This window comes from Pseudomonas sp. o96-267 (assembly GCF_003935465.1).
In the GTDB taxonomy this organism is placed as follows: Bacteria; Pseudomonadota; Gammaproteobacteria; order Pseudomonadales; family Pseudomonadaceae; genus Aquipseudomonas; species Aquipseudomonas sediminis.
On the sequence record NZ_RHQP01000007.1, the window covers coordinates 82,128 to 97,845 of the forward strand.

The 15,718-nt window shown below is 64.5% G+C and carries 15 protein-coding genes; 7 read left to right on the forward strand and 8 right to left on the reverse strand.

Features of this window, described 5'->3' with window-relative positions; translation table 11 throughout:
- Positions 1 to 4: 4 nt before the first annotated feature.
- The 3 genes from ybeY to miaB all read right to left on the reverse strand — a co-directional run bounded on the left by ybeY (position 5) and on the right by miaB (position 2,900).
- Positions 5 to 484 carry an rRNA maturation RNase YbeY gene (gene ybeY / locus EGJ86_RS06500; RefSeq protein WP_125834474.1) on the reverse strand — a complete coding sequence of 160 codons (480 nt, stop codon included), beginning with the start codon at positions 482 to 484 and terminating at the stop codon, positions 5 to 7.
- Positions 477 to 1,469 (reverse strand): PhoH family protein, encoded by a 993-nt coding sequence (locus EGJ86_RS06505; RefSeq protein WP_099526385.1) that lies wholly within the window; start codon positions 1,467 to 1,469, stop codon positions 477 to 479. The genes ybeY and EGJ86_RS06505 overlap by 8 nt, the downstream gene beginning before the upstream one ends.
- Before the next feature lie 87 nt (positions 1,470 to 1,556).
- Positions 1,557 to 2,900, reverse strand: a complete 1,344-nt coding sequence (gene miaB / locus EGJ86_RS06510) for a tRNA (N6-isopentenyl adenosine(37)-C2)-methylthiotransferase MiaB (protein ID WP_039965056.1) — start codon at positions 2,898 to 2,900, stop codon at positions 1,557 to 1,559.
- 155 nt (positions 2,901 to 3,055) lie between these two features.
- Here miaB and EGJ86_RS06515 point away from each other — a divergent pair, with 155 nt between their 5' ends.
- Entirely contained in the window at positions 3,056 to 3,379 is a 324-nt protein-coding gene (locus EGJ86_RS06515; protein ID WP_013717157.1) for a DUF1820 family protein, read from the forward strand.
- 38 nt (positions 3,380 to 3,417) lie between these two features.
- On the opposite strand, the gene EGJ86_RS06520 is transcribed toward EGJ86_RS06515, so the two are convergent.
- The 5 genes from EGJ86_RS06520 to EGJ86_RS06540 form a co-directional block, all read right to left on the reverse strand.
- A complete protein-coding gene (locus EGJ86_RS06520) occupies positions 3,418 to 3,966 on the reverse strand; it encodes a tetratricopeptide repeat protein (RefSeq protein WP_064494964.1) in 549 nt (182 codons plus the stop codon).
- Between the two features lie 95 nt (positions 3,967 to 4,061).
- Positions 4,062 to 4,694, reverse strand: coding sequence for a hypothetical protein (locus EGJ86_RS06525; protein WP_125834475.1), 633 nt, complete (start codon positions 4,692 to 4,694; stop codon positions 4,062 to 4,064).
- The gene (gene hemL, locus EGJ86_RS06530; RefSeq protein ID WP_125834476.1) at positions 4,694 to 5,983 is read right to left on the reverse strand and encodes a glutamate-1-semialdehyde 2,1-aminomutase; all 1,290 of its coding nucleotides are present in this window, start codon (positions 5,981 to 5,983) and stop codon (positions 4,694 to 4,696) included. Before hemL ends, EGJ86_RS06525 begins: the two co-directional genes overlap by 1 nt.
- Before the next feature lie 22 nt (positions 5,984 to 6,005).
- Positions 6,006 to 6,629, reverse strand: coding sequence for a thiamine phosphate synthase (gene thiE, locus EGJ86_RS06535; protein WP_125834477.1), 624 nt, complete (start codon positions 6,627 to 6,629; stop codon positions 6,006 to 6,008).
- The gene (locus EGJ86_RS06540) at positions 6,626 to 7,423 is read right to left on the reverse strand and encodes a hydroxymethylpyrimidine/phosphomethylpyrimidine kinase (RefSeq protein WP_177432786.1); all 798 of its coding nucleotides are present in this window, start codon (positions 7,421 to 7,423) and stop codon (positions 6,626 to 6,628) included. Before EGJ86_RS06540 ends, thiE begins: the two co-directional genes overlap by 4 nt.
- A gap of 143 nt (positions 7,424 to 7,566) precedes the next feature.
- On the opposite strand from EGJ86_RS06540, the gene EGJ86_RS06545 reads away from it, so the two are divergent.
- The 6 genes from EGJ86_RS06545 (at position 7,567) to EGJ86_RS06570 (ending at position 15,691) form a co-directional block, all read left to right on the forward strand.
- Positions 7,567 to 8,727 (forward strand): MFS transporter, encoded by a 1,161-nt coding sequence (locus EGJ86_RS06545; protein ID WP_125834479.1) that lies wholly within the window; start codon positions 7,567 to 7,569, stop codon positions 8,725 to 8,727.
- Between the two features lie 90 nt (positions 8,728 to 8,817).
- Positions 8,818 to 9,564: a siderophore ferric iron reductase gene (locus EGJ86_RS06550; protein WP_125834480.1), complete on the forward strand. Its 747-nt coding sequence runs from the start codon at positions 8,818 to 8,820 to the stop codon at positions 9,562 to 9,564.
- The gene (locus EGJ86_RS06555) at positions 9,558 to 10,325 is read left to right on the forward strand and encodes an ABC transporter ATP-binding protein (protein WP_125834481.1); all 768 of its coding nucleotides are present in this window, start codon (positions 9,558 to 9,560) and stop codon (positions 10,323 to 10,325) included. Before EGJ86_RS06550 ends, EGJ86_RS06555 begins: the two co-directional genes overlap by 7 nt.
- A 2-nt stretch (positions 10,326 to 10,327) precedes the next feature.
- Positions 10,328 to 12,304, forward strand: coding sequence for a Fe(3+)-hydroxamate ABC transporter permease FhuB (gene fhuB, locus EGJ86_RS06560; protein ID WP_125834482.1), 1,977 nt, complete (start codon positions 10,328 to 10,330; stop codon positions 12,302 to 12,304).
- Positions 12,301 to 13,191 carry an ABC transporter substrate-binding protein gene (locus tag EGJ86_RS06565; protein ID WP_125834483.1) on the forward strand — a complete coding sequence of 297 codons (891 nt, stop codon included), beginning with the start codon at positions 12,301 to 12,303 and terminating at the stop codon, positions 13,189 to 13,191. The genes fhuB and EGJ86_RS06565 overlap by 4 nt, the downstream gene beginning before the upstream one ends.
- Before the next feature lie 91 nt (positions 13,192 to 13,282).
- Positions 13,283 to 15,691, forward strand: coding sequence for a hybrid sensor histidine kinase/response regulator (locus EGJ86_RS06570; protein WP_125834484.1), 2,409 nt, complete (start codon positions 13,283 to 13,285; stop codon positions 15,689 to 15,691).
- The last annotated feature ends 27 nt before the right edge of the window (positions 15,692 to 15,718 follow it).

The following is a 15,718-nucleotide window of genomic DNA, read 5'->3' on the forward strand; positions in this document are numbered from 1 at the left end:
CGTTTTACTCGGGGTCCTTTTCATTAGGAGATTCGTCACCGGCATACGGGTCGGGATGACCCAATTCGGCGAGCAATTGTCGTTCCAGATCTTCCATCTCGAGGGCTTCGTCTTCCTCGATGTGGTCATAGCCCAGCAGGTGCAGGCAGCCGTGGATTACCAGATGCGCCCAGTGCGCCTCCAGCGCCTTGCCTTGCTCAGCCGCCTCGCGCTCGACCACCGGCACGCAAATCACCAGGTCGCCCAGCAGCGGGATGTCGAGAATCCCATCGGGAATCTCGGCAGGGAAGGACAGGACGTTGGTGGCGTAGTCCTTGTGTCGCCAGGTGTGGTTCAGCTCGCGACCTTCGGCCTCGTCGACCAGGCGGATGGTCAGCTCCGAATCGGCCGTGCGTTGGCGCAGGGCCAGCTCGCACCACTGGCGCAGTTGCGCCTCGTCCGGGTGCTGGCCGTCAGTGGCCAGTTGCAGGTCCAGTTCAAGCATCGTGGCCGTCGCCCTTGCCGTTCAGGCGTGCGTCGTGGCGCTCGTAGGCTTCGACGATGCGCTGCACCAACGGGTGGCGCACCACGTCTTTGGGCTTGAAGTGGGTGAAGCTGATGCCGGGTACGTCACGCAGTACCTCGATGACGTGGGCCAGACCGCTCTTGGTGCCGCGCGGCAGGTCGACCTGGGTGATGTCGCCGGTGATCACAGCGGTGGAGCCGAAACCGATACGGGTGAGGAACATCTTCATCTGCTCGACGGTGGTGTTCTGACTTTCGTCGAGAATGATGAAGCTGTTGTTAAGCGTGCGGCCGCGCATGTAGGCCAGCGGCGCGATCTCGATCACCTGCTTCTCGATCAGCTTGGCCACGTATTCGAAGCCGAGCATCTCGTATAGCGCGTCGTACAGGGGGCGCAGGTAAGGATCGATCTTCTGTGCCAGGTCGCCAGGCAGGAAACCGAGCTTCTCGCCGGCCTCGACCGCCGGGCGCACCAGCAGGATGCGCCGCACTTGCTCGCGCTCCAGCGCGTCCACCGCGCAGGCCACGGCCAGGTAGGTCTTGCCAGTACCGGCCGGGCCGATGCCGAAGTTGATGTCGTTGTCGAGGATCGCCTTGACGTAGCGCTGCTGGTTGGCGCCGCGCGGCTTGATCACGCCCTTTTTGGTGCGCAACGTCACCTGCGGCAGGTTGCTGGGGTTGACCAGCTCCTCGACGCCGGACTCCTGCAGATACAGGTGCACCAGGTCGGGCGACAGCTCGGTGGCTTTGGTTTCGCGGTACAGCTTGCGCAGCAGTTGCTCGGCGGCCTGGGTCTTGTCGGCGCTGCCAAGCATTTCGAACTGGTTGCCACGGTTGCGGATTTCCAGGCCTAGGCGCTCTTCGATCAGGCGCAGGTGCTCGTCGAACTGGCCGCAGAGGTTGGCGAAACGGCGGGCCTCGAAGGGTTCGAGGGTGAAACGATGAGGTTCTAGAGAGGCGTTCAAGGTGATGGAGTGATCGTCACTTGTCTGGGTATGAAAAGGCAGCATAACGCTGGTCGCCCACAACGCAAAGTGTGGACGACCGCTACGTTAGTGGAGGGTCTCGGCATCCAGCAGGGTGCCGCGCAGCGAGTGCGGCAGGGCGTCGTCGATGTGCACGTCGACGAACTGGCCGATCAGGCGCGGGTTATCGCAGCGGAAGTTGACGATGCGGTTCTGCTCGGTGCGGCCCTGGAGCATGCCCGGGTCCTTCTTCGAGTAGTCGCTGACCAGGATGCGCTGCACCGTGCCGACCATGCGCCGGCTGTTCTCGAAGCCGTTCTGGTTGATGCGATGCTGCAGCAGGGCCAGGCGCTGTTTCTTCACCTCATCCGGGGTGTCGTCGACCAGGTCGGCGGCCGGGGTGCCGGGGCGCGAGCTGTAGATGAAGGAGAAGGAGAAGTCGAAGCCGACGTCTTCGATCAACTTCATGGTCTGCTCGAAATCCTTCTCGGTCTCGCCGGGGAAGCCGACGATGAAGTCCGAGCTGATCAGGATGTCCGGTACCGCCGCACGCAGTTTGCGGATGCGCGACTTGTATTCCAGCGCGGTGTGGTTACGCTTCATCGCCGCGAGGATGCGGTCGGAGCCGGACTGCACCGGCAGGTGCAGGTATTTGACCAGCTGCGGAATCTCGGCGTGGGCCTGGATGATCGCGTCGGAGAACTCCAGCGGGTGGCTGGTGGTATAGCGGATGCGCTCGACGCCATCGAGGGCTGCCACGGCATGCAGCAGTTCGGCGAAGTCGGCGATATGGCCGTCCGGGGCTTCCCCGCGATAGCCGTTGACGTTCTGCCCGAGCAGGGTGATTTCCTTCACGCCCTTCTCGGTCAGGGAGGTGATTTCCATCAACACGTCGACCAGCGGGCGGCTGACTTCCTCGCCACGGGTGTAGGGCACCACGCAGAAGGTGCAGTACTTGCTGCAGCCTTCCATCACCGAGACGAAGGCGCTGGGGCCGTCGACGCGTGGCTCGGGCAGGCGGTCGAATTTCTCGATCTCGGGGAAGCTGATGTCCACCTGGGCGGTCTTGGTCACGCGCGCGGCATCGATCATTTCCGGCAGGCGGTGCAGGGTCTGCGGGCCGAATACCACGTCGACATAGGGCGCGCGGTCGCGGATCGCCGCACCTTCCTGGCTGGCCACGCAGCCGCCGACACCGATCACCAGATCCGGGTTGGCCTGCTTCAGCTCGCGCCAACGGCCGAGCTGGGAGAACACCTTGTCCTGCGCCTTCTCACGGATCGAGCAGGTATTTAGCAGGATCACGTCGGCTTCTTCGGGTTTTTCCGTGACCTCCAGGGCCTGATGCTCGCCCAGCAGGTCGACCATGCGCGAGCTGTCGTACTCGTTCATCTGGCAACCGTGGGTTTCGATATAGAGCTTCTTGGTCATGGCACTGTCTGAGGTGGTTAAAAAATGACCGCGCATTATAGGCGTGTGCCAAGAGCGATGCCACCGCTCAGTTCCTGTAGCCCGGATTGCATCCGGGCTACGCATGCGGCGCTGTGATATTCTGCGCGCCCCGTTTTTCCTGACTTCGAGTCTTCATGAGCAAGCGCGATCCCATCTACAAGGTGATTTTTCTCAACCAGGGCCAGGTGTACGAGATGTACGCCAAGCAGATCTATCAGAGCGATCTGTGGGGCTTTCTGGAAGTGGAGGAGTTCGTCTTCGGCGAGCGCAGCCAGCTGGTGGTCGACCCCAGCGAGGAGAAGCTCAAGGCGCAGTTCGAGGGGGTGGTACGCAGCTTCGTACCGATGCACGCGATCATCCGCATCGACGAGGTAGAGCGTCTGGGAACGGCGAAGATCAGCGAAGCCAAGGGCGGCGGCAACGTCATGCCATTCCCCATGCCGATGCCGGATAAATAAGCTCAGAGTCGTAGGGTGCGCCGCGCGCACCAGTGTTTTTAAGGCAGCGGCGAGAAGGGCGAGCGGCCTTCGGCGGTCTGCAGTTCCAGCAGATAGCTACGGAATATCTGCCCCAGTACCTGGCTGGCGATTTCCAGTTCATCGCGACGCATCTGTGCCGACACCAGGTCGGCGCTGTCCATGGCTTCGTCCGAGCCGTTGACCGATGCCATCTTCAACACGATATAGGCCTGCACGTTGTTGGCCGGTACGCCTTCGCCACGGAAGAACATGGTGCCCAGGCGCAACTGTGCTTCGGCGTGGCCTTGCAGCGAGGCGCGTTCGAACCAGGTCAGGGCCTGCTTGAGATCACGTGGTGTGCGTTTGCCGTCGTAGTAGTACTCACCCAGCTCATAGGCCGCCTGCATGTTGCCGGCGCGCGCCATCTCCTGGCAGCTGGCCAGGGCGTCGGGCATCTCTTCGGGGGAGGCGTTCAGGGCACAGCTGCCGCTAGCGGGGATCAGCAGGGAATTGCCGCCTGCAAACGCAAACAGCGGGAGGAAAAGCAACAGGCAGCCCAGGGACAGGGTGCGGCCGGTGCGGTTCATCTGGATAACGGGACCTCGGCAATTCAGGGCGGGTGACGTGCCCGGTCGGCGCAAAACGTGCCGACCGTCGCATTATGGAATAAACCGGGCGGTTGTTACAAAGCCTGTTTCTTCGCACTTCCCGGCAGGCTCAGCAGTAGCCAGGCCAGCAGCGGGTACGCCGGCGTCAGCAGCACGTGGAACAGGTCAATGCGGCGTAGCGGCCCGATCACGCCGTCGGTACCGACCGCCACGCCGGCCAGCAGGAACAGGCCCACGACCACAGCTGCGCTGATTGCCGGTGCGCGGCGTGGCCATTGGACTGCGCCGGCATAGAGGATCAGCACCAGCGTGGCCAGATTCAGCGCCAAGCGGTAGTCCTCCATATAACCAAGTTGGCGGAACAGCTCGAAGAAGGCGCAAAGCCCGAGCAGGATGCGCCCCCAGTTCGGTCGGCTCCAGGCCCAGCCGCGACCTAGCGCCAATGCAGCGGCACCGAGCAGGGGCAGGCCGAGAAAGCTGCTGGCCTGCGAGAGCCACAGGTGTGCGGGCTGCCAGGTTGGGTCGAAGCCGTAGCGAATCACGCCGACGCTGGCAGCTGCAGCCGGCAGCAGAAAACCGAGCAGGGCGCAGAATAGCGCCGGCTGGTCACCTTCGCCGTAGCGCCCGCGTGCCCGGCCGATCAGCCAGACACAGGCAGCGCAGGCCAGTGCCAGCAACGCATCGCTGAAGGCAGTGCTGTACTGCATCAAGCTTTTTTCAGCTCGGCGAAGGCGCGTTCTGCGGCAGCGAAGGTGATGTCCAGCTCCTTGTCGCCATGGGCGATGGAGGTGAAGCCCGCTTCGAAGGCGCTCGGCGCCAGGTACACGCCGCCATCCAGCATCAGGTGGAAGAAGCGGTTGAAGCGTGCGCTGTCGCTGGCCATCACGTCGGCGAAGGTGACGATGTCGTCCGCGCCACTGAAGTACAGACCGAACATGGCGCCCGCCTGGGTGGTGACGAAGGGGATGCCGGCAGCATCGGCGCGTTCCTGCAGGCCGGCGAGCATGCGCGAGGTGTAGTCGGTCAGCTCGCTATGGAAGCCCGGACGGCTGATCAGCTTGAGGGGGGTCAGGCCGGCAGCCATCGCCAGCGGGTTACCCGACAGGGTGCCAGCCTGGTAGACCGGGCCGAGCGGGGCGATGCATTCCATGATCGCGCGCTTGCCGCCGAAGCAGCCCACCGGCATGCCGCCGCCGATGATCTTGCCGAAGGTGGTCAGGTCCGGGTTCACGCCGTAGTGCGCTTGCGCACCGCCGAGGGCGACGCGGAAACCGGTCATCACTTCGTCGAATATCAGCACCACGCCATGCTTGTCGCACTGCTCGCGCAGGCCTTCGAGAAAACCTGGGGCCGGCGGCACGCAGTTCATGTTGCCGGCCACTGGCTCGACGATGATGCACGCCACTTCCTGGCCAACTTGCGCCAGGCACTCGGCCACGGCATCGATGTCGTTGAACGGCAGGGTCAGGGTGTGCTTGGCGAAGGCCGCCGGCACGCCTGCGGAGTTCGGCACGCCCTGGGTCAGGGCGCCGGAGCCGGCCTTGACCAGCAGGCTGTCGGAGTGGCCGTGGTAGCAGCCTTCGAACTTGATGATGCTGTCGCGGCCGGTGTAGCCACGGGCCAGGCGGATGGCACTCATGGTCGCCTCGGTGCCGGAGCTGACCATGCGCACCATCTCCATCGACGGCACCAGGCCGCACACCAGCTCGGCCATTTCGGTTTCCAGGGCGGTCGGCGCGCCGTAGGACAGGCCGTGTTCCAGCTGGCGACGCACCGAGTCGAGCACGTCCGGGTGGCTGTGGCCGAGGATCATCGGGCCCCAGGAACCGACATAGTCGACGTAGCGCTTGTCGTCTTCGTCCACCACGTAAGCGCCTTCGGCATGCTTGAAGAACAGCGGGGTGCCGCCGACGCTGCGGAAGGCGCGCACCGGCGAGTTGCCGCCGCCGGGGATGTGTTTCTGGGCGTTGGCGAAGAGAATTTCGGAACGGGACATGGCAGGTCTCTCTGGAAGCGAGTCAGTCGAACAGCGCGGCGAAGGCGCGGGCGCGGTCTTCCACCTCGTGGGCGGAGTCGGCAGCGAACAGGGCGTGGATCACGGCGACCATGCTGGCGCCGCGGGCGATCAGGCTGGGTGCGGTTTCCAGGGTCACGCCGCCGATGGCGACGATGGGCTGGGCAAAGCGCGTGCGCGCCTGATCCAGCAGCTCCACGGTGGCAGCCGGAGCGCCGGGTTTGGTGTTGGAATTGAAGAAACGGCCAAAGGCGATATAGCTGGCGCCCTCGGCTACGGCGCGCTCGGCCAGCTCCAGCTGGGCATGGCAGGTACCGCCAATTACGGCATCCGTACCGAGACGGGCGCGGGCGTTGGCCAGCGAGCCATCGGTCTGACCCAGGTGTAGGCCGACGCCCAGGCGCGCAGCCAGTTCCAGGTCGTCGTTGATGATCAACGTAGCGCCGTGGCTTTGGCAGAGCTCGGCCAGTGCCTGCGCTTCATCGAAACGGCGTATGGCATCGCCTGATTTGTCGCGGTACTGCAGCAGGCGCGCACCGCCAGCCAGCGCCGCTTCGGCGTAGGGCAACAGCTTGCCACCCGCCAGCAGAGGGGTATCGGTGATGGCGTAGAGGCCGCGCAGACTCATTGGCCGTAATCCAGCGGCAGACGGCGTGGCACGTACTGGCCGTGGCCGGGTTGTTCGGCGTCGCGCAGGGTACGCCAGGTGTAGTCCAGGGCGCTTTTCACCGCGCTGACCAGTTCTTCACCCAGCGCCAGGCGACCGGCCAAGGTGCTGGCCAGGGTGCAGCCGGAGCCGTGGTAGCTGCCGGGCAGGCGTGCGCAGGTAAAGGTGTGGCGACTTCCATTGCGGCTGTACAGGCGGTTGTGCACTTCGGCTTCGTCGCCGTGGCCGCCGGTGATCAGCAGGTTCTTGATGAAGGGCAGCAGTTTCTCGGCGCACTCGTCGGCGCTGCCTTCCGGCAGTTCGGCGAGGATGCGCGCTTCCGGTAGGTTCGGCGTGGCGATGGTGGACACGGCGAACAGGCGTTCGCGCATGGCATAGCCGACGTCATCCTTGCCCAGCGAGCCGCCGCCGCCGGCGCGCAGCACCGGGTCGCAGACCAGCGGTATGCCAGGCAGCTGGCTCATCACTTCGAGCACATTCTCTACCATCTCTACCGAGCCGAGCATGCCCAGCTTGACGGCGGCCACCGGCATGTCGGCGATCACTGCGCGGGCCTGGGCCAGTACCCAGTCGCGGTCGAGCACACGGAAGTCGGAGACGTTGACGGTATCCTGCACGGTCAGGGCGGTCACCGTCGGGGCGGCGTGGCAGCCTTGAGCCAGCAGGGCTTCGATATCAGCCTGCAGGCCGGCACCACCACTGGGGTCGTGACCGGACATGCAGAGCACTACGGGGCGGGAGTTTGGCGTTTTCATGGTGCGCGAGCTTATCACTAACAGGCCTGAAGTCGCTGCACGCCATGCCAGTTGCTAGCCTTTCTGATTCTCGTCTGTATTGGCATTAGCTGGTCTGGAAGTGGCATCATGCGCGCCCCTGCCGCCTTGCCCGAATGCCTCCAATGACGCTGCGTACCTGCCTGATCATGATGACCGCCCTGGCGGTGATCACCGATAACCTGATCATTCCTTTTTACCCGCAGTATTTCGCCGAGCGTTTCGATAACCCGCCGGAGCAGCATGTCGGCCTCTATCTGGCGGTGGTCAGCCTGGTAGTCATGTCGGTGTTCCCGCTCTGGGCGCGCCTGGCCAAGCGCGTGCACCCGGTGCGCATTCTGATCAGCGCGCAGCTGATGGCCGGCAGCCTGACCGCGGCCTGCTATTTCATCGACTCGCTGCCGCTGTTCTGGGTGGTGTCGCTGCTGATGGTGGTGTTCAAGGGCAGCTACCTGCTGATGTATCCCTACGTGATGAGCCTGCAGCAGCAGGACAACCACACCCAGACCATCGGCACGTTGTCGGTGGTGGTGCACTTCGGCGCCATTCTCGGTGCCGCGCTGGGCGGCCTGATTCTACAGATCATGAACATTGGCGACGTGTTCTTGGTAATGGCTGCTGGCGACTTCATCCAGATGGCCATCTGCATGCACCTGGTGCGTGGCTACCTGCCGGCACCAGGCGAGCAGCCGGCAAGCGACGAGGCGCCGGTGAAGAACGAGTCGCGCAGCCTGCCGGCGATCTACCGCCTGTGCCTGGTGATGCTGCTGTTCTATTTCGTGGGTTACGTGACCCGGCCGTTCTTTGCCGTCTATTGGCAGCAGGTGGCGCACTGGAACAGCGAGATGGCGGCCGGCTTCGTCTATGCGCTGCCCGGCGCCGTGGCCGTGTTGGCGTTGTGGTGGGGGCGCCGCGCGACCCAGAAAGGCAACACCCGTGATGGCATTCTTGCCGGTCTGCTGCTGGGCGCGGCAGCCACTTTCATTCAGGGGTTTGGTGATCAGTGGCTGATCCTGCTCGGCCGAGTGCTGTTCGGTTGGGCGCTGTATCAAGTCACCGTGCGCCTGGATGCCTTGCTGTTCGAACTCAGCTCGCCAGAGCACTACGCGGTGGACTTCAGCAAGATCAACATCTTCCAGTGCCTGGGCAATATGGGCTCGGCCTACGGTGCGGGGCTGCTGGTCAGCCACTACGGGCAGGCCATGCCGTTCTGGGTCGGTGCTGTCGGCTTGCTGCTGACTGCTGCGCTGTTCCCGTTGCTGGTGCAAAAAACCAAGGCTGCGTGAGTCTTGAGTGGCGAATGATAATTTGATGCAGATGCGTATCAATGATTAAATTCGCCCCTCGCACTGCTTCCATCGTCCGGGTTCGCCGCGATGCACGACCTTCACCACTTGCTCGACGTGATTTCCCGCAGTCTGCCTGGGCTGCAGGGCCGTATCGGTCATGCCGAGGCTGATCTGCTGGTTTGCGGCAGCGATGGCAACACACAGCGTATCGCTACGCTTTATCAGCACTGGCGCCAGGCTCACCCCGAGGCCGGGCCGCATTACTGGACGGTGCGCAGCTGGACCTACCTGGTCTGGCAACCCATCTACCTGACCTTGCTCGGCGTGCATCTGACGCAGCGTATGCCCTGTCTGTCGACGCTTGGGCAGGATGTTCAAAGTGGTGTGGTGTTGGGCTTCTGTCTTTCCGATCACTGCCCGCAACGGGCTGCAGAGGGCGAGCTGATCAACCTTGCTGGCAGCCAACTGGCCGACCTGCTGCGCCGCCAGCACGCCGAGTTCTGTCAGGTGCAGAGCATCCACGGCAAGCTGGCTCAGCGGCTGGCAGCCGACTATGTGCTGGCAGCGTTGCTGCTGGTGCAGCGTCAACTGAACCTGGACAACCAGCAACTGCGAGGGTTGTCGGCGCTCTGGCTGGAGGCATTGGGGCTGCGCGGTGGCAGCGACCTGCTGGAGGTGCGCCTGGAGGATGGACGTGACTGCCTGACCCTGGAGCGCAAGGCCTGTTGCCAGCATTTTCGGCGTTGCGACGGCGAGCTGTGCAGCACCTGCCCGAAATTGCGTCGTGACGAGCGCCTGGTGCGCCTGCGTGAGGAGCTGGCTCAGGCATGCTGAATCTGCGTGATATAGAAGTGCGTCGTGGCGAGCGGGTGACGCTGGCAGTGAACGAACTGCACCTCGAAGGTGATCGCTTCACCGTGATCCTCGGCCACAACGGCTCGGGCAAGTCGACCCTGATGAACCTGCTGGCGCGGCAGTTGCAGCCGACCCGAGGCTCGCTGCAGCTCGACGAGCGCGACCTGGCCGGTTTTTCCGCCCGTGACTTCGCCCAGCGCGTGGCCTTCCTGCCGCAGCACCTGCCCGACGTCGCCGGCCTGACCGTGCGCGAGCTGGTGCGTCTGGGGCGCTTCCCCTGGCGTGGATTGCTCGGCCGCGGGCGCGCCGAGGACCATGCGGCGGTAGATCAGGCGCTGGCCCAGACCGATGTCGCCCATTACGCCGATCACCTGGCCGACAGCCTCTCCGGTGGCGAGCGCCAGCGTGCCTGGATCGCCATGCTGCTGGCCCAGCAGTCGCCGCTGTTGCTGCTCGACGAGCCCACCTCGGCGCTGGACCTGGCGCACCAGTACGAGCTGATGGGCCTGCTGCGCCAGCTCAATCGCGACAGCGGACGCGGCATCGTCGCCATCCTCCACGACATCAACCTCACCGCGCGGCATGCCGACCGGGTGATCGCCCTCAAGCAGGGACGGATCTTCTTCGACGGCAGCCCGGACAAGTTGCTCAGCGGGCCGTTGCTCAGCCAGCTCTACGACATCGATATCGAACTGATCGAACAACCCGGCAGCGCCCGCAAGATTGCCGTGGTGGCTTGAGCATGGCGGCAGTCTCGGCGTCGTCACGCCACCTTCTGACACTGCTTGCGCTGCTGCCGCTGGCATTCCTGCACCTGTGGCTGGCGGCCGATCTCGCTCCATTCGAACTGTGGGCGATGCTTGCTTCTGCCGAGCACAGCTTCGAGTTTCTGCAGCTGCAACTGTCGGCTCTACCCAGGTTGAGCATGGCGCTGCTGACGGGCGCTGCGCTGGGCTTGTCCGGCAGCCTGCTGCAGCAGATCACACAAAATCGCCTGGTGTCGCCGATGACCATCGGCGCTTCGTCCGGGGCCTGGCTCGGGCTGGTGCTGGCCACCTTGCTGGTGCCGACCTTCGCGGCCGATCATGGGCAGTGGGCGGCACTGCTCGGTGCGCTGCTGGCAGTCGGCCTGGTGCTGCTGATTGCCGGGCGCAGTGGTATTGGCGGGCTGCCGCTGGTGCTGGGTGGCATGGCCATCAATCTGTTGCTCGGCGCCCTGGCTGCCGGGCTGGTCCTGATCAACAACCAGTACACCCAGGGGCTGTTCGTCTGGGGTGCGGGTGATCTGGCGCAGATCGACTGGCACTGGGTGCAGTGGCTGTGGCCCAAGTTGTTGCTGGCGCTGCCGCTGCTGATCCTGGCGCCGCGGCCGTTGAGCCTGCTGCAGCTTGGCGGCGATGCTGCCCAGGGCCGTGGCCTGGCGTTGTGGCCGGTGATGCTGTTGCTGTTTCTGGCGGCGCTGTGGCTATGTTCGGTGTCGATCACAGCGGTCGGCCTGATCGGTTTCATCGGCCTGCTCACACCGAACATGGCGAAGATGCTCGGCGCCCGCACCGCGCGAGACGAGCTTCTCTACAGCGCGCTGCTTGGCGCCTTGCTCTTGCTCAGCACCGACGCCCTGGCACTGCTGGCCAATCGGCTTAGTGGCCAAATGGTGCCCAGTGGCGCCGCCGCCGCGTTGATCGGTGCGCCGGTAATGTTGTGGCTGGCGCGCCGCCACCTGGCTGCGGAAGATCCACGTGGTCTGCAACTGCCGCGCGGCGCCGAACGCTTCGGTTGGCGCAGTGCGCTTTGGGTGGCGGTCTTCGCACTGCTGGCGCTTACCGTGGCGCTCGGGCTGGCGCGCGGTATCGATGGCTGGCGTTTTGAGTGGCCGTCGGCGTTGGTCTGGTCGCTGCGCTGGCCGCGTGTGCTCACGGCTGCTTCGGCCGGCGCCGGCCTGGCGATTTCCGGCCTGCTGCTGCAGCGTCTGCTGCGTAACCCGCTGGCCAGCCCGGATATCCTCGGGCTCTCCGCGGGGGCCACGCTGGCGGTGATGCTGGCGCTGATCATCTTCGGTGGTGCGTTGCTAGGCGCGGTCGCCCCGATGGCGGCCTTCGTCGGCAGTCTGGCGGTGCTGGCGGTGTTGATGCTGCTGGGGCGGCGTCATCGCTACTCACCAGCGCTGATGGCGCTGCTGGGGATTTCCCTGGGCGCGCTGCTCAACGCGGCGCTGCAGTTCGTGCTGGCCAAGGGCAGTGGCGACTCGTTCGCGTTGCTCGGTTGGCTGGCTGGCTCCACCTACCGCGCCACACCGGCGCAGGCCTTGGGGTTGACGCTGGGCGTGCTGTTGTTCGGTACGCTGGCGCTGCTGTTTCATCGCGCGCTGACACTGATCGGCATCGGCGACGGGGTAGCCGCCAGCCGTGGCCTGAACGTGCCGCGCTTGCGTCTGGCGTTGCTGGTGCTGGTGGCGCTGCTGTGCGCGCTGGTCACCAGCCTGCTCGGGCCTGTGGCGTTTCTGGGGCTTTTGGCCCCGCATATCGCGGTGATGCTCGGCGCGCGCCGGGTACTGCCGCAACTGCTGCTTGCGGCCTCGCTGGGCGCAGTGCTGATGCTGCTGGCGGACTGGGTTGGCCGCACCCTGATCTTCCCGCTGCAGATTCCGGTGGGCATTGTCGCCTCGGTGCTGTGTGGCGGTTACTTCGTCTTCTTGTTGATCCGTGGGAGGTTGACGTGAAGCGTTGGTTGCTCGGCTTGCTGCTGCTGTGGCTGACGCCTGCCTGGGCGAGTGATGCGCCACGGGTCGCTGCACTGAGTTGGGAGGCCACCGAGCATCTGCTGATGCTCGATGTGACGCCACTGACCGTGGCCGATGCCGGTGACTACCGCGCCTGGGTGGTCAGGCCGACGCTGCCTGAGGGCGTGCCGTCGAGCGGTTCGCGCCTGGAGCCCAACCTCGAGTTGCTGGCCGAGTTACAGCCTGAGCTGATCGTCATTCCACCGGTGCTGGAAGACATTCGCCCGTTGCTTGAACGTATCGCGCCGGTGCAGGTGTATCAGGGCTTCAGCCAGCAGCATGACAATCAGCAGGTGCAGCGCGAGGCGTTTCTCGACCTGGCGCGCTCCTTGGGGCGCGAGGCGTTGGCCGAGCAGCGGCTGCAGGCGATGGACGCCGAGTTGGCGCAATGGCGTGAGCGGCTGCAGGCCCATTACGCAGAGCACTTGCCGGCCGTCACGGTGATTCGCTTCTCGTCGCCGACCGCCGCCTTCATCAACGGCCCCAACTCCATGCCGCAACATGCGCTGGCGCTGCTCGGCCTGCAGCCGGCACTGGACCTGCCGCCGAGCCCCTGGGGCATCACTCAGGTGCCGATCACCACCCTGGGGCGTATCGAGCAGGACGTGGTGCTGCATATCGAACCCTTCCCCCAAGAGGCGCAGTTGTTCGCCTCACCGCTGTGGCAGGCCATGCCGTTCGTGCGCGAGCAGCGCTTCGCCGCGATGCCCTCGACCTGGACCTACGGCGGGGTGTTTTCCCTGCAGTACCTGGCTGAGGCGATAGGTGAGGCGCTGCTTAAACTGCCGTCTGAATCTGGAAAAGCGCCCCAACAGCCCCTAGAGTAGAGCGATTAGAATATAAGTCTGCCGTGCGTGGCGGCGCCATCTGATGGGCTAATGGGGGCCTGGGCGTCGTTCGACAGGGTTCTGGAGTTGTATGTACCGGCTGCTCCTGCTCATCGTGAGCATCTTTCTTCCTTCGCTCGTGGGCGCTGTTACCTTCGACGAGCAGACTCGCGCCCTGCCGCTGGGGCAGAGCATGTACGTGTTCGAAGACGTGCGTGGCGATGCCAGCATCGACGATATCGCCTCGCCGGCTGTACAAGGCAGCTTCCGCCTGCATGACAAGCCTGTGCTCAATGCCGGCTATTCGCGTTCGGTATTCTGGCTGCGGCTGGATTTGCACTACTTGCCGCAGCAGGCACCGGGTGCGCGCAACTGGCTGCTGGAACTGGCCTACCCACCGCTCGATCACCTGGAACTGTACCTGCCGGATGAAGCGGGCGGCTTCGCGTTGGCTCAACGCACTGGCGATGCCTTGCCCTTCGATAGTCGGCAGATCCGCCAGAACAACTACCTCTTCGAGTTGAACCTCGAGCCAAACCAGGAAAAGCGCATTTATCTGCGCCTGGAAAGCCAGGGCTCGATCCAGGCGCCGCTGACCCTGTGGGCACCCAATGCCTATCTGGAGGAGCAGCCGGGGCGCATCTACGTGCTCGGTATCATCTACGGCGTACTGCTGGTGATGCTGGTCTACAACCTGTTCATCTTCCTCAGCGTCCGCGACCCCAGTTACCTCTATTACATCCTCTACATCGCCTCGTTCGGCCTTTACCAGATATCGGTGAACGGTGCCGGCATCGAGTACTTCTGGCCCAACAGCCCCTGGTGGGCCAACGCCGCCACGCCCTTCATGATCGGCTCGGCCGCCTTGTTCGGCTGCCAGTTCGCGCGCAGCTTCCTGCATACCTCGGAACACAGTCCCTGGGTCGACCGTCTGTTGCTGCTGCTGATGGCCTGCGGCGCCGTGGTGATGGTCCTGGCGTTGTGCATCAGTTACGCGACCGCGCTGCGCCTGGCCACCTACCTGGCCCTGCTGTTCACCGTGGTGATCTTCGCCGCCGGCATCCTCGCCTGGCTGCGCGGCATGCGCGTGGCGCGCTATTTCATCTTCGCCTGGACGGCCTTCCTCGTCGGCGGCATCGTCAATACGTTGATGGTGCTGGGGCACCTGCCTAATGTCTTTCTCACCATGTACGCCAGCCAGATCGGCTCGGCCCTGGAAGTGGGCCTGCTGTCGCTGGCTCTGGCTGATCGCATCAACGCGATGAAGGAAGAGCGCACGCGCATCCTCCAGGAAGCCGGACGCAAGCTCGAAGCGTTGAACCAGGAGTTGGCCGACAGCAACCGCTTCAAGGACGAGTTCCTCGCCACCGTCACCCACGAACTGCGCACGCCGATGAATGGCGTGATCGGCTCGCTGGAGCTGATGCAGACGGTGAAGATGGACATCGAGCTGGAGCAGTACCAGAAGACCGCCGCGACCTCCGCGCGCGACATGATGCGCATGGTCAACGATATCCTCGCCCTCACCGAACTGCAGGCCGGCAAGCTTTATCCGCGGCGTGAGGCGTTCAGCCTGCGTGGATTGTTCGATGGCCTGCGTGCCCAGTACGCGCCGCGCGCTGAGGACAAGGGGCTGACCTTCGCCCTGGAACTGGACGACAACCTGCCCGATACCCTGGAGGGTGACGCCGCCAAGCTGGCTCAGGCACTGGGCTACCTGCTGGACAATGCCATCAAGTTCACCAGCGAGGGCGGTGTGACCCTGCAGGTCGGCCGTGCCGATAGTGTGGGTGGCAACCTGCCGCTGAGCGTGCTGGTCTGCGACAGCGGTATTGGCTTCGCTCATGAGGGCGATCTGTATCAGCGCTTCCATCAGCTCGACGGGTCCATGACCCGCAAATATGGCGGCCTGGGCATTGGCCTGGCGATCTGCCGGCAACTGGTCGACCTGCTCGGTGGCAGCCTCAGTCATGAGTCGCAGCCCGGATTCGGCAGCCGTTTTCGTCTCAACGTACCGCTGACGTTGCCGCAGCAGCAGGCGGCGCCGATCGTGCGTCCGCCGCGTGCGCAGAGCGGCACGGTACAGCGCCAGGCGCAGCAGTGCACGGTGCTGATCGTCGAGGACAATGCGATCAACCAGTTGGTGACCCGCGGCATGCTGCTCAAGCTGGGCTACCGTGTGCGAACCGCCGACAACGGTGCCGAAGCGCTGGAGCTGCTACGCAATGAAAGCGTCGATGCCGTGCTGCTGGATTGCCAGATGCCGGTGATGGATGGCTTCGCCACTTGCCGCGCACTGCGTGCCCTGCCGGGGTGCACCGAACTGCCGGTGCTGGCGATCACCGCCCATAGCCACAGCGGTGATCGCGAACGCTGCCTGGCCGCAGGGATGAGCGATTACCTGGCCAAACCGGTGAAGTTCGAGGAGCTGCGCGTGCTGCTGCACGACTGGGTGCTGTGCCGTCCAGCCACGGTTTCCGGCGGCGCTGCTCCGCTCTGACACCCCGCAGCCTCATTCTTGGGATAG